At 40.1% G+C, this 23,089-nt stretch carries 18 protein-coding genes; 5 read left to right on the top strand and 13 right to left on the bottom strand.

The window, feature by feature from the left end; all coding sequences use genetic code 11:
* Positions 1 to 17: 17 nt before the first annotated feature.
* Together BPR_RS00165 and BPR_RS00160 are read right to left on the bottom strand one after the other, a co-directional pair.
* Entirely contained in the window at positions 18 to 497 is a 480-nt protein-coding gene (locus BPR_RS00165; RefSeq protein WP_013279444.1) for an S-ribosylhomocysteine lyase, read from the bottom strand.
* Between the two features lie 9 nt (positions 498 to 506).
* Positions 507 to 1,373, bottom strand: coding sequence for a MurR/RpiR family transcriptional regulator (locus BPR_RS00160; RefSeq protein ID WP_042256257.1), 867 nt, complete (start codon positions 1,371 to 1,373; stop codon positions 507 to 509).
* A 265-nt stretch (positions 1,374 to 1,638) separates the two neighbouring features.
* Here BPR_RS00160 and BPR_RS00155 point away from each other — a divergent pair, with 265 nt between their 5' ends.
* On the top strand, positions 1,639 to 2,181 hold the full coding sequence (locus BPR_RS00155; protein WP_042256255.1) for an NADH peroxidase: 543 nt from the start codon (positions 1,639 to 1,641) through the stop codon (positions 2,179 to 2,181).
* A gap of 64 nt (positions 2,182 to 2,245) precedes the next feature.
* Here the strand turns inward: BPR_RS00155 and BPR_RS00150 are convergent, their stop codons facing one another.
* The 8 genes from BPR_RS00150 to surE form a co-directional block, all read right to left on the bottom strand.
* Entirely contained in the window at positions 2,246 to 3,325 is a 1,080-nt protein-coding gene (locus tag BPR_RS00150; RefSeq protein WP_013279441.1) for an undecaprenyldiphospho-muramoylpentapeptide beta-N-acetylglucosaminyltransferase, read from the bottom strand.
* 28 nt (positions 3,326 to 3,353) lie between these two features.
* A complete protein-coding gene (locus BPR_RS00145; RefSeq protein ID WP_013279440.1) occupies positions 3,354 to 3,596 on the bottom strand; it encodes a TIGR03905 family TSCPD domain-containing protein in 243 nt (80 codons plus the stop codon).
* Between the two features lie 57 nt (positions 3,597 to 3,653).
* Positions 3,654 to 4,754, bottom strand: coding sequence for a hypothetical protein (locus tag BPR_RS00140; protein WP_013279439.1), 1,101 nt, complete (start codon positions 4,752 to 4,754; stop codon positions 3,654 to 3,656).
* Positions 4,755 to 4,778: 24 nt separating this feature from the next.
* Positions 4,779 to 6,329, bottom strand: coding sequence for an MBOAT family O-acyltransferase (locus BPR_RS00135; protein WP_013279438.1), 1,551 nt, complete (start codon positions 6,327 to 6,329; stop codon positions 4,779 to 4,781).
* A 121-nt stretch (positions 6,330 to 6,450) separates the two neighbouring features.
* The gene (locus BPR_RS19365) at positions 6,451 to 10,152 is read right to left on the bottom strand and encodes an endo-1,4-beta-xylanase (protein ID WP_013279437.1); all 3,702 of its coding nucleotides are present in this window, start codon (positions 10,150 to 10,152) and stop codon (positions 6,451 to 6,453) included.
* A 157-nt stretch (positions 10,153 to 10,309) separates the two neighbouring features.
* On the bottom strand, positions 10,310 to 11,794 hold the full coding sequence (locus tag BPR_RS19360) for a CapA family protein (protein WP_013279436.1): 1,485 nt from the start codon (positions 11,792 to 11,794) through the stop codon (positions 10,310 to 10,312).
* Complete coding sequence (locus BPR_RS00120) at positions 11,791 to 14,034, bottom strand: DUF3160 domain-containing protein (RefSeq protein ID WP_052301769.1); 2,244 nt, start codon at positions 14,032 to 14,034, stop codon at positions 11,791 to 11,793. The genes BPR_RS19360 and BPR_RS00120 overlap by 4 nt, the downstream gene beginning before the upstream one ends.
* A 111-nt stretch (positions 14,035 to 14,145) precedes the next feature.
* On the bottom strand, positions 14,146 to 14,862 hold the full coding sequence (gene surE, locus BPR_RS00115) for a 5'/3'-nucleotidase SurE (protein WP_013279434.1): 717 nt from the start codon (positions 14,860 to 14,862) through the stop codon (positions 14,146 to 14,148).
* 102 nt (positions 14,863 to 14,964) lie between these two features.
* Here surE and BPR_RS00110 point away from each other — a divergent pair, with 102 nt between their 5' ends.
* On the top strand, positions 14,965 to 16,512 hold the full coding sequence (locus tag BPR_RS00110; protein ID WP_013279433.1) for a Y-family DNA polymerase: 1,548 nt from the start codon (positions 14,965 to 14,967) through the stop codon (positions 16,510 to 16,512).
* Positions 16,509 to 16,928, top strand: a complete 420-nt coding sequence (locus tag BPR_RS00105) for a hypothetical protein (RefSeq protein ID WP_013279432.1) — start codon at positions 16,509 to 16,511, stop codon at positions 16,926 to 16,928. The genes BPR_RS00110 and BPR_RS00105 overlap by 4 nt, the downstream gene beginning before the upstream one ends.
* 2 nt (positions 16,929 to 16,930) lie before the next feature.
* Here BPR_RS00105 and BPR_RS00100 read toward each other — a convergent pair whose 3' ends face one another.
* Together BPR_RS00100 and BPR_RS00095 are read right to left on the bottom strand one after the other, a co-directional pair.
* Positions 16,931 to 18,112 (bottom strand): aldo/keto reductase, encoded by a 1,182-nt coding sequence (locus BPR_RS00100; RefSeq protein ID WP_013279431.1) that lies wholly within the window; start codon positions 18,110 to 18,112, stop codon positions 16,931 to 16,933.
* A gap of 99 nt (positions 18,113 to 18,211) precedes the next feature.
* The gene (locus BPR_RS00095) at positions 18,212 to 19,561 is read right to left on the bottom strand and encodes an MATE family efflux transporter (RefSeq protein WP_042256251.1); all 1,350 of its coding nucleotides are present in this window, start codon (positions 19,559 to 19,561) and stop codon (positions 18,212 to 18,214) included.
* A 208-nt stretch (positions 19,562 to 19,769) separates the two neighbouring features.
* Between BPR_RS00095 and BPR_RS00090 the strand changes: the two genes are divergently transcribed.
* Positions 19,770 to 20,354, top strand: coding sequence for a DUF4234 domain-containing protein (locus tag BPR_RS00090; protein WP_013279429.1), 585 nt, complete (start codon positions 19,770 to 19,772; stop codon positions 20,352 to 20,354).
* Between the two features lie 76 nt (positions 20,355 to 20,430).
* Here the strand turns inward: BPR_RS00090 and arfA are convergent, their stop codons facing one another.
* Positions 20,431 to 21,948 carry an arabinosylfuranosidase ArfA gene (gene arfA / locus BPR_RS00085; protein ID WP_013279428.1) on the bottom strand — a complete coding sequence of 506 codons (1,518 nt, stop codon included), beginning with the start codon at positions 21,946 to 21,948 and terminating at the stop codon, positions 20,431 to 20,433.
* Between the two features lie 162 nt (positions 21,949 to 22,110).
* Between arfA and BPR_RS00080 the strand changes: the two genes are divergently transcribed.
* The gene (locus BPR_RS00080) at positions 22,111 to 23,043 is read left to right on the top strand and encodes an alpha/beta hydrolase (protein ID WP_013279427.1); all 933 of its coding nucleotides are present in this window, start codon (positions 22,111 to 22,113) and stop codon (positions 23,041 to 23,043) included.
* The last annotated feature ends 46 nt before the right edge of the window (positions 23,044 to 23,089 follow it).

The following is a 23,089-nucleotide window of genomic DNA, read 5'->3' as shown; positions in this document are numbered from 1 at the left end:
TTGATTCTCTCTTTCGATTATTCTGGGTAAACAAGGTGTTTGTCATCAATGTTATAAAGAGTGTTATCAAGATATCTTTTGGCAAGGAATTTGGCCATTCCAAGATTCATATCGAGATAGTTTCCGCAATCTCTTGCGCTTGCTCCAGGCACCTCGCCCTCGAAATCTCTCATGAATTCATACATTCTTGTGATAAGAGGAACAATCTCTTTTGAAGAAAGGTCTCCTGCAAGGACAACATAGAATCCTGTTCTGCATCCCATAGGTCCAAAGTAGATTGTTCTATCCTTATATTCTGGATCATTTCGAAGGAATGTAGCGCCAAGATGCTCCATTGTGTGAACTTCTGCAGTGTTCATAACAGGCTCCTTGTTAGGGGCTGTCATTCTGAGGTCAAATGTAGTAATAGTTTCCTGGCCAACCTTATCTTTTCTGGATACATAGATTCCAGGCTCAAGGTCAAGATGATTGACGGTAAAGCTTGCTATTTTTTCCATAGTGATTATTTACTCCTTAGGCGGTTCGTTGAATACCTCGTAAGAATCGATCAGGTACTCACGAATATTATTATAGTCGCGATTACAGATTGCTGTATACAGTGTATCAACCATAAAGAGCTGTGCAAATCTGGAGCTTGTTATACCACTCTTTTTATCAATTTCAGGAGAAGTTGTAAAAAGAACATGGTTACAACCGGTTGTAAGAGTGTTATTGCCAAGTTTTGTAATGGCTATTGTAATAGCACCCTTCTGGGTTGCAATGTTATAGAGCTGCATTACTTCTTTGTTCTTAGGATTGTCCACGAAGAAAATTGCAACATCTTCAGGAGATATCTGAGATACAGTCATCAGATTCATGTGGTGATCCTGATTGAAAATAACGTTGTAGTGGATTCTAAGAAGCTTACAGTAAAGGTCATAGGCAGCGACACTTGCAGTACCTACGCCGAATACCTGTATCTGTTTGGCTGTAACAATCTTATTTACAACCTCGCTAAAGCTGCCAGTGTCAAACAATCTGTAGGTTGTCTGAATAGCCTGCACGCTGGTTGCACAAATATTATCAGCAATCGACTGTAATGAAGTATACTCGTTAACGTCCTTAAATGCAATCTTAGGTCCCTTGTCTGCCTGCTTAAGAGAAACATTTGCTTCAGAATAATAGGCGTTTTTCAGGTCTTTAAGTCCGCTATAACCGATTGCCTGTGCAAATCTGGTCCATGCGGCCTGCGTAGTTCCTGATAACCTTGCCAGTTCTTTTATCGGGTATTGGAAAAGATCATCCTTCCTCTCAAGGACAAAGTCTGCAACCATCTTCTCCGCTGCCGGTAAAGTATCATAGCAACTCTTGATTTTTTCACTGACAATATTCATGAGTATTCTCCTGTATTTCATCTACAATGGCGGATCAAAAACAATTATTAAACCGTCAAACAATGTTCAAAACTTCACATATTTAGTATACATTAATAATTATTTCAATAACGAAATAAATTTTCAAAGTTTTGAAAAGTATCTATAAAATCTTTATAAATAGTGCACAATTTAATTCCCTTTTGTGCTATGCTTTAGAGGTAGGGATTTTTAGAAATAATAGTGCAAACATGCACTTTTGCGGAGGCGCAAGAAAGGAGACTAGATTATGAAATGGGTATGTCAGGTATGTGGTTATGTTCATGAAGGAGATCAGCCACCGGAGGCTTGTCCTGTATGTAAGGCACCTGCTGAGAAATTCACCAAGCAGGAAGGCGACAAAGTTTGGGCTTGCGAGCATGTTGTGGGTGTAGCTTCATCTGCTCCTGATGAAATCAAAAATGGATTACGTGAAATGTTTAATGGAGAATGTACTGAGGTTGGTATGTACCTTGCTATGGGTAGAGTAGCTATCCGCGAAGGTTATCCTGAAATCGGTGCTTTCTTTGAAAAAGCAGCATGGGAAGAGGCAGAGCACGCAGCTCATTTCGCAGAGCTCCTTGGAGAAGTAATTACAGATTCTACTAAGAAGAATCTTGAACTCCGTGCTGACGCTGAATATGGCGCAACTCAGGGACGCGCTGATCTTGCCAAGAAGGCTAAACAGCTTGACCTTGACGCTATTCATGATGCTGTTCATGAGATTGGAAGAGATGAAGCAAGACATGGTAAAGCTTTTGCAGGTCTTCTTAAGAGATACTTTGGTTAATCCATAAGATAAATTAAGCTCTACTCATATCAACAACCGGGAGTAGAGCTCTTTTTTTGTATAATTACTGGATTTCTTCATTAAGAATCTTCACAATAGCATCTGTTGCTGACTGAAGACTGCTCTTATTCATATTAGCGAGGAATTTATCTCTATTCTCATAAAGGTCCTCAATTGTTTCTACTAGAATATCCTCATCAAGTTCATCATTATCAATCACAAGTGAGAATCCCTGCTGCTCAAATGATTTGGCATTGAGCATCTGATCTCCTCTGCTGGACTTGGTAGAAAGAGGAATAAGAATATTGGGTTTCTTGAGTGCAAGAAGCTCACATATTGAGTTTGCTCCCGCTCTTGAAACAACTATGTCTGCCATGGCGAACAAGTCTTTTAACTCATTCTTAACATACTCAAACTGCTTGTAGCCTGGAACAGAGAGTTTAAGATTGTCCATCTTCTCTTTGCCACAGATATGAACTACATTGAACTGTGGAAGTAGTCTTGGAAGTGCAAATCTTACTGTCTCATTGACTGACTGAGCACCAAGGCTTCCGCCGATTACCATAAGAACAGGCTTATCATCTGTAAAGCCGCAAATCTTTCTGCCTTCTTCCCTTGATCCATTTCCGAGTTCTTCTCTTATAGGTGTTCCGGTTAAAATAGCTTTATCCGCTGGTAAAAGTCTCATTGTCTCAGGGAAATTGCAACAAATCTTCCTTGCTCCCTTCATACTGAGCTTATTGGCAAGTCCCGGTGTGATATCAGATTCGTGAACAATGTATGGTATTCCCAGAACTTTAGCTGCCCTGACAACAGGAACGCTTACAAATCCGCCCTTCGAAAAGATAATATCGGGGTTGATCCTCTTAAGAAGTGTAATTGATTCAGTGAATCCCTTCATAACCCTGAACGGATCTGAAAAATTCTTGGGATCAAAATATCTCCTAAGCTTACCTGTAGCTATTCCGAAATATGGAATGTTATAGTCTTCGATAAGCTTTTTCTCAATTCCTTCATATGAGCCGATATAGAATATTTCATATCCAGCTTTCTTAAGTGCAGGAATAAGTGCAATATTAGGTGTTACATGACCTGCACTTCCGCCTCCTGTAAGGACGATTCTCTTATTAGCATTTTCGCTCAATTCTATAACCTTCTTTCAGATTGCTATATCAAGCCTGCATAGCCTGCTCAATTGCATATGATAACTGATCCGGGCATGATGTATTCTTAAAGCCGCACTTGATGCCACGAAGCTTGCCAATAGCATCCTCACACTTCATACCTTCAACAAGTTTGGATATACCCTGAAGATTGCCATTGCATCCATTTGTAAATTCTACGTGTCTGATTATTCCTTCCTCAACTTCTATATCTATCTGTGTTGAGCAGGTTCCTTTTGTCTTATATACCATAAAAAAACTATACTCCTAACTCACTTACGTGTAATTCGGAGTATAGTATATCACATCTTACTGTTCCGCAACAGTTTGATAGGTCAAAAGCCCCTTTTCTTCGTATTCCAGAATGTAGTCGTTAACTACTCTGTCAGAAAAAGCTTTCACTTCCATGAGTTTATCCTCATAGTTTTCAGGTGTCAGCTCATAATCACCTGCTATTATCTCATCAAGCATAAGCTTATTGATCTCAGGTGCAAAATGTATTGAATCCATGTACAGCTCAAGGTTAGTTGCAACCTCTTCCTGAGCCTGGAAACAGAACACTTTAACATTGTTATATTTTAAAAGCTCACCTGTCATCTGGATTTCATTATAAATATATGCATCTCTTTCACCAGACCTTACAACTCCATCCCACCAGAGCATAGAGTATACAGGATAAAAGAATATAAATTCTGTCTCAGGATGTGCCTTAACCTGACTTGTCAAAAGAGCTATGTTTCCGGCAAGTTCACTGCTATATACAGTCTCATCCATCATAGGCACCACTTCGTTTGATCTGTGATAAAGGCCAAGCGCCATATCAGAATTAAAGCTCTTCCATTTAGCCCAGTTATAGGATAATCCTTCATCGTAATCGCCGATAAAAGAATTGGCAATTTCATAAGGAATCTTCTCAAACAATACATCTTTATTAAAAAGATATCTCACATCATTAAATGGATTTCTGTCATATAAATACATTGGACAACCGGTGGATTCATAAGTTGTCTCAGTTGAACCGGAAAGAGCTGACGGATCAATATTATAAAAAACCATTTTGATATCGTGATCTGCAAATGCCTCATCCATCAGATAACACAAGTCTGCTGTTGCTCCATAACTTCTGATAGCCTTAATGGATTTTACGCCATAAGCACTGTCATACCAGGCATTGTCATTATTCTCCATAACTGATGACCCGACCAGAAGCGCATCATAATCAAAATTCCTAAGTGTTCCGATACACTGATATTCTTTATCACTCAGAACCGCCTTAAGCCCAAACCATGGCTTATGATAGTGGTAAAAAGGATCAAAAACATAAACCATACCACCAACCAGTAAAGCTACTGCCAGGATAGATACTATAAGTCTTTTTATGAATTTAACTGAATTATTATTTTGGTTCATAAAACTGTTTCTTTCTAATTATTACTAGAACTGGAAGTAAATAAAAGTGCTGACATTTGACAGTGAAATGAAGGACCATATAAATAACACTACAAGTCCAGCAATTGTCTTTTTATCAAATCTGGTTTCCGTAACGATTTCTTTTGTGTTCTTCCTCGTCATGACAAATGCACTTATAACTATCAGGAGCACAAAAGTTGCAACATATACAATATTCACCATTTCAGGCTTACCCATCTGTGTAAAGAGCTGTCTGAAAATATAGTTCTCCGGAATAGCCAGATTTTCTGCAGTCTTGTATAAAAATCCCGGATATGTCCACACAAAGAGTCTTCTAAACATGGCACCAACATATTCAAGATTCTGAGATCCAAAGAATATGAGGGAAATAACAAACATCGTAAATGTTACAGCATTTCCAACTGCTCTCGGAACCACAAAAAGTGGCTTTTCTCTCAAAAGATAGCGTGTTTTCTTATTAGCTTTTTCCGGCTCTGTAACTCCTGTTATTCCAAGGTTATCCCATACAACCAAAAGTCCCTGCATGAGTCCCCAGCACACGTATGTCCAGCCTGCGCCGTGCCATAGGCCACTTAGTACAAATACTATAAGTACATTTATTACTGTGCGAAGCTTGCCTTTCCTGCTTCCTCCAAGTGGGATATAAACATATTTGATAAAGAACCTTGAAAGAGTCATATGCCAGCGCTGCCAAAGCTCTCTTGAAGTTGCTGCCTTATAAGGCGAATTAAAGTTATCCGGAAGTTCAAATCCCAGCATCAGACTCACACCGTTTGCCATGTCACAATATCCCGAAAAATCTAGATAGATTTCGAAAGTGTAAGCGAGCATAACCAGAATTACAGTTATGGTATCCAGATAATATGTATAGTGAAAGCCGTAGTTTACCGCCTTGGCAAGATTGTCTGCAAGGAGAACCTTCTTGGATAGTCCTATGATAAAAGACATTATTCCTCTGGCCAATTTATCAGGATCTGTCTTTCTAAGGCTCTTGTCCCTGAACTGATCTGTCATTTCCTTGTGGAAAGCAATAGGTCCCTGAATTAGCTTGGGAAAATATGTAGTGTACATCAGATACTCAATAATATTGTAATGCGGAGCCTTGCCATTTGCCCTGTCTACAATAAAAGATATCTGCCCGAAGGTAAAAAAGCTGATTCCTATCGGCATAAGAATTTCTTTTGCCGTAAAAGTTGCTCCTGTAAGTGCATCGAGATTCTCAACAAAAAAGCCGAGATACTTAAGGTAAAACAAAAGCGCAAGGTTAAACAAAACTCCAATGACTTTTATTACTGTTCTAAAGTAAGGCGCTATTTCTTTTTGCTCTTTCCAAGCCAAAATGCCGCTTAACAGGTAATTAACCGAAGTGCTGATCAGTAGGACCAGTAAAAATCCTGCTCCAAAAGTGTAATAGAAATACAGTGACATACCAATAAGGAATACATCTGCCACTGCATATTTCTCTATCTTATTTAAAATGTTCCATCCAATAAGAAGAATCGGAAGGAATATAAGTAAAAACGTAAAGGAATTAAAGCCCATATATTTCTCCATCTAATAAACATCATGAAGAGTATAACAAATTCGTTGTTTAGTGTAAAACCACAGACTTAAAAAGAGGAAGGCAGAAGCTCTGCCTCCCTCTGGGGATTAATTTTTACTATAAATAAAACGATTAGAAAATACCTTTTTCTGTCTTGATAAGAACACCGTTCTCGTCAAATGTGTATCTGCGGAACAGTTTAACAATCTGCTCATTCTTAGCAAGTGTTCCGTCTTTCTTTGCGTAGTACTTTTTGTCACCAACTGTGATCATATAGTCCTTGGCAACTCTTCCATTGTCCTTACAGAAGTAATCCTGTCCATCATATGTCACAAAGCCAGTCTTCGCCTTGCAATCATCGCCGAAGAAATATTCGTTATGATATTTCTCAAGCTTAACATTTCTTGCAAGAACACCATCAGCACCTGCGCAGTAAACTGCACCCTCAAATGTAAATAATGCATTCTTTGAAACCTTACCATCAGCCTTGCAATAGTACATGTTGCCATCTACTTTCTGAAGACCTGTCAGTTTCTCGCCATTTGCTGTAACTACATATGTCTTGCCATACTTGGTAACAAGTGTTCCTTCAGGTTCTTCTGGTGTCTCTGGTGTAGGAACTTCTGGTGTAGGAACATCTGATCCATCTGCAAGAAGAATTGTTCCAAATACTTCTGTTGATGACCAGCCATTACCAGTCTTGTCAGCCCAGTTAAGTGTTCCTACTCTCTTGCCTGAGTTGTCTGCATCGTTAACCTGAATATCAAGGCCTACCTTAGCACCTTCTACAGGAGCTATGTCTGTCCACTTAAGTGCTGCTTCAATCTTGTAGCCATCTTCTGTAACAACTACTTCAGACTTGATGTTTTCTTCTACACACTTTGTACCATTAAAGCTGTGTGTATTCTCGAAGTTGATTCTGTACTGCTTGTCATCTGCTTCATAAGTACTTGTCTTGTTGTTATTCTCATCTACAAAGATTTCAACTGAATCCTGCTCCCATGCATCTGAAGATGCCTTGTTGAGAACTGAATCTTTAACATCAGCAAGTACATAGAGGTATTCATCATCCCAAAGGATCTTGGCGCTTGCAGATGCCTTAGCACCAACTTTGATAGCTACAGGAAGCTCATCTGCTGTCTTCCAGGCTTCATCATCAAACTCACCATCAATAACAGGTGTGCCCTTCTTAACTACTGCAAGTGGCTTAATTACTGTTTCAGCAAAGAACTTGCTGGACTGAGCATGCTTAAATGTTGTGTCGTTAAATACAGCAAGGAAATCACCGTCATTAACTACAATATCAAACTTAACCTTGTTAGCTGTAAGAGCTTCAAAGTCAACAGGAACATTTACTACTGCCTCGTATCCATTTTCATTTTCTGTTGCTTCTTCTCTCTTTACTACTACTGATTTGATTCCTGTTCCGTCATCTGCATAAACTGTAAAGAAATCATCCTGGCCAGTTGTTGTATCTTTTATTACAACTTTAACGTCGATGCCATTCTCACTCCACATAGGGATAAACTTGCCAGCAACAAACTCATATACATTACCAGCTGAGAAATCATTATTTACATTCTGTACAAGTGTTATTGACTTTACTTCAGGCTCAAGTTCTCCGGCATTTGCAATTGCCCAGAAGCAATCCTTAGCCTTGTAGTAATCATCAAAGAGAAGTGGATACTGTCTTGCGCTTCCGTCTGCGCCGCCACCGTTATTGTTTGATGACTGGAGCCATGAATGCTTATCTGTTACTCCCCAGATTGTCATACCTGTGAAGTTTACGCCGTCTTCTCTAAGTCTTCTGATTGTGTCATAAACTGCTTTGTATCTCTCCGCAAGTCTGTCATCCTTGGCACTTGTAGCACCCTTGAAGTCAAGCTCAGTTACCTGAACCTGGTCAACGATAGCTGCATAAGCCTTGGCTGCTGTCTTGAACTGCTCCATTGAAGGATTGTTGGATGCAATCTGGTAGTGAGCCTGCATACCCATACCATCAATTCTTGCACCAGGTGTTGCCTTAACATCTCTAAGAAGCTGGCAGATACCACCCATCTTGCTGCTTACTGTCTCGTTATAATCGTTATAGAAAAGAGCGATATCAGCAGGCATATATCTGTTAGCATATACGAATGCGTTTGTGATGAACTCCTGTGAGCCGTAAACTCCCCACCACTCTGATCTCTCAGATGCATTTCTGTAAGTACCTGTTCCATCACTTACTGCTTCGTTAACAACATCCCATCCATAGAAGAGATCTTTGTACTTGCTGTCTTCTGCTGTGAAGTGCTTAGCAACTTCTCTGATGTAGATCTCAAGACGCTTATTCATTACGTCAGGAGTTACATAAGGCTTGGATGTGTCATAATCTTCATGGAAGAAGAATGAAGGAGTCTGTGAATGCCAAACAAGAACATGGCCTCTTACCTGGATTTTCTTTTCAGGATGTTCTTCATTCCACTTAACGAATCTGTCAAGACGATCCTCAGGTCTTGAGAAATCAAGAACAGGGAATGGAACCATCTCACCATTGAGCTCATAATCAACTATCTCAGCATCTTTTCTGAGCATTGAATCAGGCTTAAGCTCGTTACCAAGAGTTACTCCATTGAAGTGCTTGTAAACAAGCTCCATATCAAGTGGATCGCCAAACTCATCGTAGCTTGCTGCTGTTCCGATGATGAAATCATCACCCATAAGCTCTGCTACAGGCTTTCTGAGGTCGACGATATCATACTCAACGCCAGCCTGAGGTCTGTCCTCTGCAGGAGTTGTATCTACAACAACTTCAATCTTTTCTACTGTTACGCTAAATGGATATGTCTGTTCATTCATTGCCATGATAGCAATTGCATCAACATCAGCTGTAACATTAGGATATGTTGTGTAGCTCTTGCTGCCATTTTTACCATAGTCAGCCTTGAGCTCTGTACCGCCTCCATATGTCTTAATGCAGATGCTCTGCTTATTAGCTTCTGCAAATGTAACCTTTACTGACTTAACATCAGGTCCCGGAAGTGTCTTTCCAAGAGAAACTCTGTACTCACGCCACTCTTTGTCAAACTCAAGAGTTGCTCCGTCTACTTCAGTACCTTCCCATGCCTCAGTAAACTTAAGCGCATCTCCCTCAAGAACAATTGTCTCCTCGTTCTTAGGAGCTTCTGTCTCCTGCTTATCAACAACAACCTCGTCAATAGTGATGCCATATGGGTACTCAGCTTCTCCTGATGCCATTGACATAACACCAATATATCTAACATTGCCATCATATGTAGGATTAAATACATATTCACAATTCTTATCACAGCCATAATTTGCATACTTCTCAGTCATGTCTGCGTCATAGAGCTTGATTGCAACGTTCTTATCCTGTTTAGAAACTTTTACAGTAAGTGCCTTAACATTAGCTACTGGAACTGTCTCTCCAAGATCATAGCAATACTCCTCATACTGCTTGGAAAAAACGAGCTTTCCTGAAGTCTTGGCACTCTGATTCCATCTGTTAAAGAAAACAAGACTATTTTCTTCTTCAGCTGGCTCTGCTGATGTTTCAGCTGAAGCCTCATCTGTTGCTTCCTTTGCAGATTCATCTGAAGACTCCTCTGTAGCTTCTTCAGCCACTGAAGCCTCAGAAGAAGCCTCATCAGCAGCATCTTCTACACTTGTCTCAGCTGAACTTTCTTCTACTGCTGCTTCTTCCACTTCAGCAACCAGTGAGCTACCAGTTGCTGCTTCTGCAGCAAATACCTGTGTTACACCGGTACCAACATTTGTTACAGTTAAAAGACCTGCCATAACAAACGATGATATCCCCAACCATCTTTTGTGCATACCTATACTTTTCCTCCTGTTTTACTAGTTTGTTTTGTGCAAATCCCCTAAACACAATTGTACTAAATATAATTATTTAGTATTTTCGTATAGTATGCTTACCAAAAAGTGCTATTCACTGGTTACATTTTGCAATTTTTAATAAAGTTTTTAGATTTTATTTAGTTTTTATCAGATCTTTCCAATATGACGTTATTTCTCTTAGCTCATGTCCTGTAACTTTTACCCCATCATAGGTATGTTCAAAGCTTATGACTGCCTCTCCTCCAGCCTTTGTGCCGGCTTCCATTCCCTGGTCCGCTACAAAATTGCCCAGCGAGTAATATACAAGGCATTTTTCTCCATCAGGTCTTTCGATTTCTTCAACTTCCTGAATTACATGCGGATGACTTCCTATGACTATATCAGCTCCGCCCTTGGCAAAAAGAGCCGCCATTTCTCTCTGTCCGGAATTTGCCGCTTCTTGGTATTCATCTCCCCAATGAGCAAAAACCATTACAATATCTGCTTCTTCTCGTGCTCTTTGTAAATTCCAGAGTAGCTCATTTCGTTCTTCATCACTCTTTGGAAGATAATGAACTACATATGGGAATTTCTCTGATATATCCCCTGCATTTGTTCCGTAGGTATATGAAAATATGGCAAAAGAAATACCGTTTCTACTAATAAGTTCATAGGGCCTAAGAGAAACATCTTTCCTATCCTGAATTCCCGGACATATTAGATTTTCTGATTCATAGAACCTTTTGGTATATTCAAGTTCTCCTATTCCTTTATCAAGAATATGGTTATTGGCACATACAGCGATGTCAAAGCCGGCATTTACAATAGCATCACCAACGGCGGTCGGAGCTCCAAAAGAAGGGTATCCTGATATCATTCTGGCATCATCTACTAAAGCAGACTCTGCATTAAATGCAGCAATATCAGCGCTTTTTATGTCATCTAAAAAAGGCTTATAGAGAAAATCAAATTTTCCCTTTTCGGCTCTGTTTGCATATTCATAAATCGGAGTGTGTATCAGATTGTCTCCAAAGGCTACAAAACTGACCTTATTCTCTATATTCTTAAGCCCAAAACTCTCCCATTTCCAGAGGGTACAGTTACCATCGATATCCTCAAATAAAAGAATCCTGTTATTCTTTTCCATAAGTTTCATTCTGTTTATAAGGATTCCGGTTTCAGAGGCAAACCATTTCTGAGTTACTGTACCCTTCTCATCAACTCCATATATAAATACATGCTGCGAATATGTCTTTTCATCAGACTGTATCCAAAAGGGTCTGTGTCTGCCAAATAGTCCCTTCTTCCAGACAACTGCAATGATTTCAGGCTTTCCATCACTGTCAATATCCGTAGTTAAAGCGTCCTGGATCTTAAGCTTTTCATCTGTTAAAAAAGTTCTTTCACCTTTGTCGCTTCTTACTTCCAGACGTTTTGACTTTATTTCCGTTGTATATCTTGCCTTATCTTCATCAAACTTTAGTTCAATGCTTTTTTCCTGCCATCTAACCCAATTCGGAATAAAGTTTCTTTCCCACCCCAAAACTGCGCTTATTGCAACGCAAGAAGCTACTACTATCCCAAAGGATAGCAGTAGCTTCTTAAAGTTAACTTTTTTAAATAAAAAGCTCTTCATCATTCACCAACTCTGTAGCTCTTTGTCCAGTCAGCTCTTTCATATTTGTTCTCTACAGTAATCCAATCCCAGTTGTCATCCAGATATCCGCCCTTCATCATATTTCTCCACTGGGAATCTGTAAGACGATTGTCAATGCTCTCTTCAAACTGATAGAAGCTGTATGCACCACCCACTGCAACATGGAGCTCCCCATCAATAGGAAATACTACGTAGATAGTGTCAACTCTTCCCGTACCAATTTCCAGAACTGTTCCATTTGGATCAGTTGCTATATCTGTGACTACTTCACATGGCGCCTGATTACTGTCATAGAGCTCTTCATCAAGGTTATCCTGATTAGCTTCTCTCCAGAAATGCTCTATATATCCGCCGTAGCTTCTGATAAATTCGTAGTCGTCATCGCTAAGTTCTTCATTTTTAAGCTCTTTTTCTGATATTGCCAAAAGAGTTCCTGCTATTTCCGAAAGCTTATCGAGATTTTCTCTGGATGAATCACTTAACATCCCATAACCATCAAGACCTTCTTTGGTCTTTTCTGACAGGAATTTGAATCTGCTGTAAACAACAGGCTGTGGGTCAACATATCCTCTGTCATCCAGCACTTCTTCATCGCCACCACCCATTTCTGCCATTATCTGTTTAGCATAAAGAACTGTGTCATGTTTGAGCTCTGTGTAAGACCCTGCAAAGGTTTCGAGATTCTTTTTGTTCCACTCACTGCTATGCATATATGAAGGATATCCCTGACCTTTTTCTTCCAAAAGTGGTCTAAGGGTGTTGAGCCATCCTGAATAAAGACTTGCATTCCAAAGCGTCGCATCGTCATTGTTAAAGTGCTCAGACATGATCGTCAGATTATCTGTGTATCCTTCATAGTCTGTAGCGCCCTTTTCTTCAAGGATTTTCAGCGCTTCATCTGAGCCAAGTGCAGCAGGAGTATCGAGTACATCAGGAAGATATCTCTTTTCTCCATTCGAATTTTCTTTTACCGAGCTGTATACAAGCCTTTGCATGATAGCTGCATCTACTGTAAATCTCTGTCCCATAAATCTATAGGTTGGAATAACAGGATTGTCTCCATCTTCTACTGGAACTGAGTTGATCTGAGGCATTTTGAGGTCTTTGACTTTATTCATCACTTCATTTAACGAAGCACTATCAGCTGACAGACCTTGTACATCAGAAATCTGTCCGTAAACGTCTGTTAGTATCTGATTAAACTCTATAAAGCCCGGATCATCTGAAGCTCCGGCAAAAAAGCTTGTGATCTTATATATTCCATCCCATTTATTCTGAACCGTACTAAGAGCACAGGTCTGGAGAATCGCGCTCTTTACCATATCTTCATTATCAAGGGCAAATCCGATCCTGCCATACCACATCATGGCTCTGAAATACTTCTCAAGCTGCTCATCTCCCTCGTAATATCCGCGTACCTTGTACTGACTATAGTCCTCGACAAGTCCTGTAAGCGCACAATCATCAATTCCTGCAGCTGCCATTATTTTGTCATATTCATCCCTGCAGATACTCTCATCATCTAAAGCTGCTGTTGGAATCTCTGTTGCCTCATCCTGAAGAAGACTTCCAATATAGAAAAATGCTACATTTCTGCGAGCTGCATTCTCCCATTCAGTTCCCTTAAGGGCTTCAAACTGCTCCTCTGAAAGCCTGAGCATATCTGCTCCAAGGCTCTTCAGCTCATCAGCAAGATATGTCTTTTCTGAGGTCTTCATGAGATGCGCAAAATATAAGTGATATGTATGCATCAGAGAATCAACTGTGATAAAGTTAGGAATCTGACCGTATCTGTTTCCTTCATAAACATCAAAGAATTCTTCAGCATACCCGGGAATAATAGCAAAACTATTCTCTGACAGTTTATCAATAAGAGCCTGTGGATGATTATATTCACTCTCTTCTGATATATCGAGCCTGTACCTGAGACTCGGATGTATCACAACATTAGTAAGTCCTTGCTCTACCTTATATTCTGGAATTGACGGAACAAGTCCCTGGTCATAATAGATCGTTTCTTCACTTCCAAGAAGTGACTCATTAGTAGAAATAGGAACAATGTCTGTTCCTGAATTTGCAGAATCAGTCTTATTCTCATTCTGAACTGTTTCCGCCTCCTGATCTGATGTGCTTTCAGATGAATTAGTGTCTACACTTGCAGCATTTCCACAACCTGTGAGCATTGCAGCAATCAGAAGTACAGCCAATACTTTTTTCTTCATAATACCCTCCTCATATAGCAATATCTATATAATTACCAAAGTCATTTTCACATTCATAACTTTTGACACCTATATCATATATATACGAACAGCCAAATCTTTTGTTACGTGTTATCCAACATTTCTGACAATTCCTATAGATACATACTGGTCAAGAACTGCGCCGTAATCTGTTTCCTCTTCTTTCTGTGGATTAAACACACCATCCACAACGAGGCTCACACCGCCATTTGCAAATTCCTCAACTTCTCTGTATCTGTCTGTAAAAAAGGACTTTCTGGAAACCTTTCTGTCTCTGAGTATTCCTTTACACTCATCTCCATTACAATTGGGGAAATTCACATTCCAGATCTGTCCCTGAACATAGGGCTTATCAATTAATTCCGCCATGATATCTCTCAGATACTTATCTGTTGCCCCATGCTCAGATGATGCTCCTTCAGAAAAAGCTATAGAAAGCACTCCCTGAAACTCTCCCTCAAAGGCTGCTCCTGCGGTTGCTGAATACTGAATATCACATGCAACGTTATAGCCAAAATTTATTCCGGACATTATCACGTCAGGTCTCTCCGGAAGAATATTTAAAAGTCCGACTCTTACACAATCGGCCGGTGTTCCTGTACATGAATAAGCATGAACTCCAGCGACAGAAAAATTATAAGGATGGACATCTATCGGATGACGCAGTGTAATACTGTGTGATGCAGCGCTCCTCTGACTCTCAGGTGCTATAACCCAGACTTCACCAAACTCTTTGGCCGCCTCTGCCAGTCTTCTGATGCCATCTGACTCAATTCCGTCGTCATTAGTAATTAGTATTTTTCTCATTTTTCATCTCCAAATATGTTAACAGTCCTCTTAATAATACTCTTTTATCAAAAAAGTCGCAAAGAAATGCAATTTTTAGCCCTCTTGTTGTAAAATAGAATTATGCAAAACAAAACTAATGTTCGTCAAAATTATTATATTGCAATAGATCTTAAGTCTTTTTATGCATCTGTTGAATGTCAGGATTTAGACCGCAATCCGCTCACCACAAACCTTGTGGTTGCTGACAGGAGCAGAACTGAAAAGACTATTTGTCTTGCAGTTTCTCCATCTCTTAAAAAGTTTGGAATTCCCGGAAGAGCAAGGCTATTTGAAGTTACTCAAAGAGTTAAAGAGATAAATGCAGAAAGGCTGCGCAAAGCCCCGGGGCATAAGTTCACAGGCGAATCCGATGATGAAGAAGCCCTGGATAAAGACCCATCTCTTAAGCTTTCCTTCATTGCCGCAGTTCCAAGAATGTCTAGGTATATCGAGCTCAGCACTCAGATTTATCAAATTTACCTTAGATACATTTCTCCTGAGGATATCCATGTCTATTCTATTGACGAAGTATTTATGGATGTTACCAAGTATCTTGGGATATATAACAAGACTCCCAGAGAGCTTGCGCAGGAGATGATCAAAAATGTAATGAAAGAAACCGGGATAACTGCGACTGCCGGAATAGGAACAAATATGTACCTTGCCAAGGTAGCTATGGATATTGTTGCCAAACACACTATGCCCGATGAAAATGGTGTGCGTATGGCTGAACTTGACGAAATCAGCTACAGAAAGCTTTTGTGGGATCATGAACCTCTTACTGACTTTTGGAGAGTTGGCCGTGGTTATACCAAAAAACTCAATGCTCTCGGGATCAGAACCATGGGAGATATCGCTAGATGCAGCCTTGGAGGAGAGAGAGATTTTTTTAACGAAGATATTCTCTACAAACAGTTTGGTATTAATGCCGAGCTTTTAATTGACCATGCCTGGGGCTATGAACCATGCACAATGGAGATGGTCAAGGCCTACAAACCCGATAACAACAGTGTCAGTCAGGGGCAGGTTCTTCACTGCCCGTATACCTTTGATAAGGGCAGGATAATAGTTAAAGAAATGGCTGAAGCCCTTGCAATGCAGCTGATGGAAGAGGAGAAGGTTACAGACCAGATCGTTCTGTCTGTTGGTTATGACATTGAAAGTCTAAATGACCCTGAGATCAGGAAAAAATATCACGGAGAAATTGCCAAAGACTACTATGGCCGTCTTGTTCCTGTACACGCCCACGGAAGTGATAATCTTGAAGAATTTACAAATCTTAGTAGTCACATTATTGAGAGTGCTCTTAGGATCTATGACATACAGGTTAATGAAGCTCTCCTTATAAGACGTATTAATATTGTCGCGGCACATGTTCTAAGTGAAGCAGATGCAGCCAGGGAAAAAGAATCCTCTTATGAGCAGCTGTCTCTTTTTGTAGATTATGATAAAAAGGAACAGGAGAGGAAGGAGAAAGAGTCCAAGGATGCCAAGGCCAAGGCGCTTCAGAAGGCTACTATGGAAATACAAAAGAAATTCGGAAAGACTGCGATCGTTCGTGGAACTGCCTATGAAGAAGGCGCCACAGGACTAGACAGAGCTAAACAGATTGGTGGACACAAGGCATGAGTATAGATAAATACAAAGATATGATATATATGGACAGGCCAATTTCCAAAAAGCATACGCCAATGCCTCTTGAAAACAGGGCTGCGCAGTTTGCACCTTTTGCCGCCCTAACTGGATATGACGATGCTGTCAATGAAACTTCCCGTCTTACTGTTAACAAAATCGAGCTCAGCGAAGAAAAAAAGGCTGAGCTCGACTTAACACTGTCAAATCTTAATTCAGTTATTACAACCAATCCAAAAGCTTCGATCACTTACTTTGTTCCGGACTCACTTAAAGCCGGAGGTGATTACGTTACAGTAAATGCCAGTATCAGGAAAATAGATTCCGTAAGCCGCACTATAATTCTGATGGACAGGTCTGTCATTGCTATCGATGATATTATCAGCATCGAACCTGAGGATGGCGACGTCTGATATTATCCTCTTAGCATGAACTTTCTGACTATATCTATTCCAATCTTGTAAGGAAGAGGGCGTACGACCTTGTCTGCCTCTTTGATCATCTTCCTGATCGGTATGCTCTGAGGACAATGCTGTTCACACTTTCCACATTCTATACACTGAGTTGCAAATGCCGGCTCTTTCTTAAGTCCGACAGTCTGGGCATATTCAAATCTGGCTGCCGATTTACTCTCAAGGGCAGTCATATTGTAAACTCTAAATAATGCAGGAATATCAACTCCCTTAGGGCAAGGCATACAATATCTGCAGCCAGTACATCCTACAAGCTCTGATTCAGATATTATTTTCTTGACCTGATCTATTAGCTCAAAATCTGCCTGGGTAAAAGAGCCTGCCTTTGCATCAGATGCAATCCTGCAATTCTCCTCAACCATTTCAATTGAGTTCATTCCTGACAAAACGCATGTGACTTCCGGCTGATTCCATAACCATCTAAGGCCGTACTCTGCAGGAGTATAGCCTGTATCCTGCGCTCTTATCAGCTCTTTTGCCTTATTGGGAAGAAGGTTAACAAGCTTACCTCCGCGAAGAGGCTCCATGATGACTACAGGAATTCCCTTCTTGGCTGCATATTCAAGTCCCTTACGACCTGCCTGAGAATGCTCATCCATGTAATTATACTGAATCTGACAGAAATCCCAGTCGTATGAATCAAGGATACCTATGAAGTCCTCTGTGTTTCCATGATAGGAAAAACCGATATTCCTGATCTGTCCGCTCTTTTTCTTTTCCTCAACCCATTCTCTGATTCCGACTCTTTCGAGCTTGTCCCACTGATTCAGGGCTGTCATATGGTGCATAAGATAATAATCTACATATGTTGTACGAAGTCTCTTTAATTCTTCATCAAAATACTTATCAAGAGCAGCTCTGCTACCAACAAGATACTGAGGAAGCTTGGTTGCTATATTTACCTTTTCTCTGATGCCATTTCGTTCAAGGATTTCTCCAAGAGCTGCTTCACTACCTGAGTAAACATAAGCAGTATCAAAATAATTAACGCCCATCTCATAGGCTTTCATTATCTCTTTTTCTGTCTTATCAATGTCTATACCAAGGCCATTTGTAGTAAAACGCATACATCCATAGCCAAGGATTGATATCGGTTCCCCGTTTCTATTCTGCCTGTACTCCATAATTATCTCCTTACCATAAAAACAACAATTGTTATAAGGAAATTATATTATCAAATATTTATTTTGTAAAATTATATTTTACACGCTTAAAATTACAGGTTATCTTGTAAGGTCCTGAACCCACTTATATTTCCTGAATCTGTACATTACCCACGGAATCTTACCTACTTCATCAAGGCAGGTGCAGGCATAAACCAGAAGAGGAGACCAGTGGAATACAAAAGCTCCGGCAAGTGCCAGCGGAATCGCAATACACCACATTGTGACAATAAGACTGTACATGTCAAAAAGCGTGTCTCCGCCGCCATCAAGAACTCCGTTGATCGTTACTGTATTGACCGCCCTTCCTATCATGTATACAGACATTATGATCATCATACCTACAAGATAGTGTCTTGCTGTATCTGTGAGAATTACGCCGTTTACAACAATTGGAGTAGCCAAAAGAACCAGCGCTGTAGAAACAAAACCTATTACGTATGATATGTTCTTGAGCTTTATTCCATATTGCTTACCAAGCTCAAGTCTCCCTGCGCCCAGCTCGTTTCCAACAATAATTCCCGCAGCGCTTCCAATTCCGTTACATAGACAGCAGATCAAATCCCTCACCACAGCAGCAATCGAGTTGGCTGCGGCAGCATCTACGCCAAGATGTCCCATGATAGCTGTATAGGAAGTAAATCCGATTCCCCAGCAGAGTGACCCACCAAGAAGTGGCAGATACTGCCTCATGAAATCCTTGTACAACTGGATAGGTATGGAAAAAAGTCTTTCAAGTGCAGGTCTTACATATTTTGGCTTAAAAGAAATTGTAATGCACAAGATAAGCTCTATGATTCTGGAAATTGTTGTAGCAAGAGCCGCTCCTCTTGCCTCCATTCTTGGCGCTCCCAATAAACCAAAGATAAAAACAGCATTCAGCCCTATGTTCATAAGGACTGCACTTGTGCTTATAAGAGCACCCGCTTTAACATTTTCTGTTACCTTCATTATTGACAGATAGCTCTGGGAAATACCGGTAATAAGATAAGACCAGCCGGCAATTCTGAGATAACTGGTTCCAATTGCAATAAGCTGCGGATCAGAAGCAAATATATGCATGAGCTGCCCTGGAATAAGCTCGCACATGGCAAAAAAGATAATGGCTACAACTTCACTTGAAATGAGCATCAGATTAAATATATTCTCAAGTGCCTTTTTATCGCCCTTACCCCAGTACTGTGCTCCAAGTATTGCTCCTGCCGTAGTAGAAGAGAAGAGGAACATATTCTGAACAAATTGTATCTGTGTTGCCAGAGAGACTGCTGTCATCTGCTCCTGAGTCACTCTTCCAAGCATCAGTGCATCTGCAGCCGCAACCATCGCAAGCATCAGACTCTGCAATGCTATAGGGAGAGCTATTCTCGTAAGATTTCTATAAAACACTTTGTTATCTATTGCTTTTTCCACAAAAACTCCTTTAGTTTCCACATATTTACGGTATGAAAGCACAACCGATAGTGTACAACTTTTTCTAATTCAATTCTATCATGTTACCAAATTAGAAACTAATTGCAACATTTATCTATATTCTGTTGTTATATAGTTGTAAACAAACATTCATGTGTTAGAATTGTTAATAGTCTAATAATAATGGGTTTTTAGGAGGAGATTAATTATGTTTTGTCCAAATTGTGGAACAGAAATCAAAGAAGACGTATTGTTTTGTCCAAACTGCGGTGCAGATTTAAGCGCAGCCAAGAATCAGAGTGAAACAGTTGATCAGAATGTAAACGCTAACGTAAACGATGTACAGCCACAGGCTCAGCCTACAGGTTTTGATTACAACGCTTATCAGCAGAACACTTATCAGCAGGGTAATCCTCAGCAGGGCGCACCTTATTGCTTAAACGCAGGCGGTATTCAGAAAAGAGATCTTGCAATCGCAATCATTTTAACAATCGTTACTTGCGGTATTTACGGAATTTACTGGTTCGTAGTTCTTACAGATGAGACTAACCACATTACAAACCAGACAGAGGCAACATCAGGTGGTCTTGCATTCCTGTTCTCTATTATTACATGCGGTATTTACTACTTCTACTGGTCATACAAGATGGGAGAGAAGGTTGATATGATCAAGGGAACACCTAACGGAAGTTCATCCATTTTGTTCCTTATCCTCAGCATCTTTGGTCTTGGCTTTGTAAACTACATCATCGCTCAGGATGCTATCAACAATTTCGTTGCTTCTTGCCAGTAATTACAAATTATAATCACTCAAAAAGGTCTTGAGAGCATAGCCCTCAAGACCTTTTTATTATCTTAATTATACCTGATCACTTGGCAAGACGGATTACATTCCAGCTGCGTGCAGGAAGTGTACTTGTAAGTATTCCCTTTGTAACCTTAGAATTCTTGGTAGCATCAACAGGCTTAACATTATCAGGATTTTCCTCAGTATTAACTGCCTCAAGATCCTTGTGTGTAAGTACGCTGTGCTCAACAACCTTGTAATCTGCGAACTGTCTGAGATCACATGTGAGCTCAAAGTCATCTTCAAGATTCTTATTAACAGCAAAGAGTGTTACAGCTTCATTCTCTTCATCTGCAACTACTACACAGTCAACGTAAGGAGCATCGCCATGCTTGGATTCATAAGTAGGAACCTTAACTACTGTGTTGAGAACTTCTCCACGTCCATAAACACTTGTCTGCATATATGGATAGAAAATAGTCTGTCTCCATGCACCTGTATCAGATGTCATGATAGGAGCAATAACGTTAACAAGCTGTGCAAGACATGCAATCTTGACTCTGTCTGCATGACGGAGCATAGTGATCAGCATTGATCCGACAAGAAGTGCATCCTCAAAGTTGTAAATATCCTCAAGCTGATGTGGATGCTCAACCCACTTCTCAAGCTTCTTATCCTGTTCATTTGAGTGATACCATACATTCCACTCATCGAATGAAAGGTTAATATCTTTCTTTTTCCTCTTAACAGCCTTAACATAATCGCAGATGCTGACAACCTGGCTGATGAACTGATCCATAGCTACGCTGTTTGCAAGGAAGTTAGGTGTGTCATGCTCAGCATTACCATAGTACTGGTGGAGTGAGAGATAGTCGATGTTGTCATAAGCACACTCAAGAACTGTTCTCTCCCAGTTACCAAATGTAGGCATAGTAAGATTAGATGAACCGCATGCAACAGTCTCAATTGTAGGATCAACAAGCTTCATGATCTGGCCCGCAAGATCTGCCTTACGACCGTATTCTTCAGCTGTAAGATGTCCTGTCTGCCATGGACCATCCATCTCATTGCCAAGGCACCAGAGTTTGATTCCGTATGGATCCTTAACTCCATTCTTGATTCTCATGTCTGCGTACTTGGTTCCGCCCTTGCTGTTGCAGTATTCTACAACGTTCTTGGCATCATCAATTCCTCTTGTGCCAAGGTTTACTGCGTACATAGGCTGTGTACCGCATTTCTTACACCAGTCCATGAACTCATCAAGACCAAACTGGTTTGTCTCTACAACTCCCCATGCAAGCTCTATTCTGCGAGGTCTGTCCTTCTTGGGACCTACGCTGTCTTCCCAGTTAAAAGATGATACGAAGTTTCCACCCGGATATCTGACGATAGGAACGTTGATTTCCTGGATGAGCTTCATAACGTCTTTACGATAGCCGTTTTTATCTGCAAACTTGTTGCCCGGCTGGTATATTCCTTCATATACAGCGCGTCCAAGATGCTCGATAAAAGAGCCAAAGATACGCTCATCAACCTTACTAATAGTAAAGTCTCGATCAATACAAACCTGTACTTTGTTTTCGTTTTTTGTCTTTTTCATTTTAAATACCTCTAAAATAATTTACAGTCACATGAATAATATAATACATTCTTAATAAAAATGAAATGGAAAAAACTCATTTATTTATAAAAAATAATGATAAGATGGTATTATTAGAAATGGCATTTTTACTAATGCACAATATATGGATTGGAGTTATTGATGAGTAAAAACAATACACTGGTTAAACTTGGTATTTTTTCTTCAGTTTTTGGAGGAATATTTGCCTTTAGCAATTATATCTACAAGATTTCTACTGTTCCCAAGCAGCACACAGACGCAGACGATAACAGGGATTTTGATCCTGCTATAACAGAAGGCAGAAAATTTGTCAGAAATCATCCTGACAGACAGGACTTGTTCATAGATTCCATAGACAAGTTAAAGCTTCACGCTTCTTATATCCCATGTAAGGAATCCAGTCACAGATATGCAATAATAATCCATGGTATCTGGGACAATCACGAATCTAACGGCATCTATGCCAGACATTACCTCGAAAAAGGTATAAACTGCCTTCTTCCTGACCTTAGAGGATTTGGTAAGAGCGAAGGTGATTATATCGGATATGGATATGATGACAGACTTGATATTATTGAATGGATCAACTATATCATCAAAAAAGATCCCGAGGCCCGCATAATCCTTCATGGCATGTCCATGGGATCAGCAACAACTCTTATGACAACAGGAGAGCATCTTCCAAGAAACGTTAAGGCAGCAATAGCAGACAGTGCTTATGCTACACTTCGCGAACAGTTTGCTCACACCTATAAGTCCTTCAAAGGCTCTTTTGTTCCTGTTCCGATAGCTCTTTTCCTGGCAAGAGTGATGATATATTTAAGAGCAGGATATGATATTAACGAGGTTAATCCTATTGAAGCAGTTAAGAATTCATCTACTCCAACTCTTTTCATGCATGGAGATGATGATACTTTCATAGATCCTCATATGTGCTCAAGATTATACGAGGCTGCCAAATGTCCCAAGCAGTACTGTATGATCCTCGGTGCAGGTCATATTGAGGGAGTTGTAAGAGACCCGGTAAATTATTGGGCAAAGATAGATAGCTTTTTATCTCAGCTTGAATTCTGATCAGAATAATCTTATATCAAGTACAAAAACACTGCCGCTAATCCTC

The organism is Butyrivibrio proteoclasticus B316, from assembly GCF_000145035.1.
GTDB classification, from domain to species: Bacteria; Bacillota; Clostridia; order Lachnospirales; family Lachnospiraceae; genus Butyrivibrio; species Butyrivibrio proteoclasticus.
Note: the sequence above shows the minus strand (reverse complement) of the source record. Positions and strands in the feature narration are given on the sequence as shown.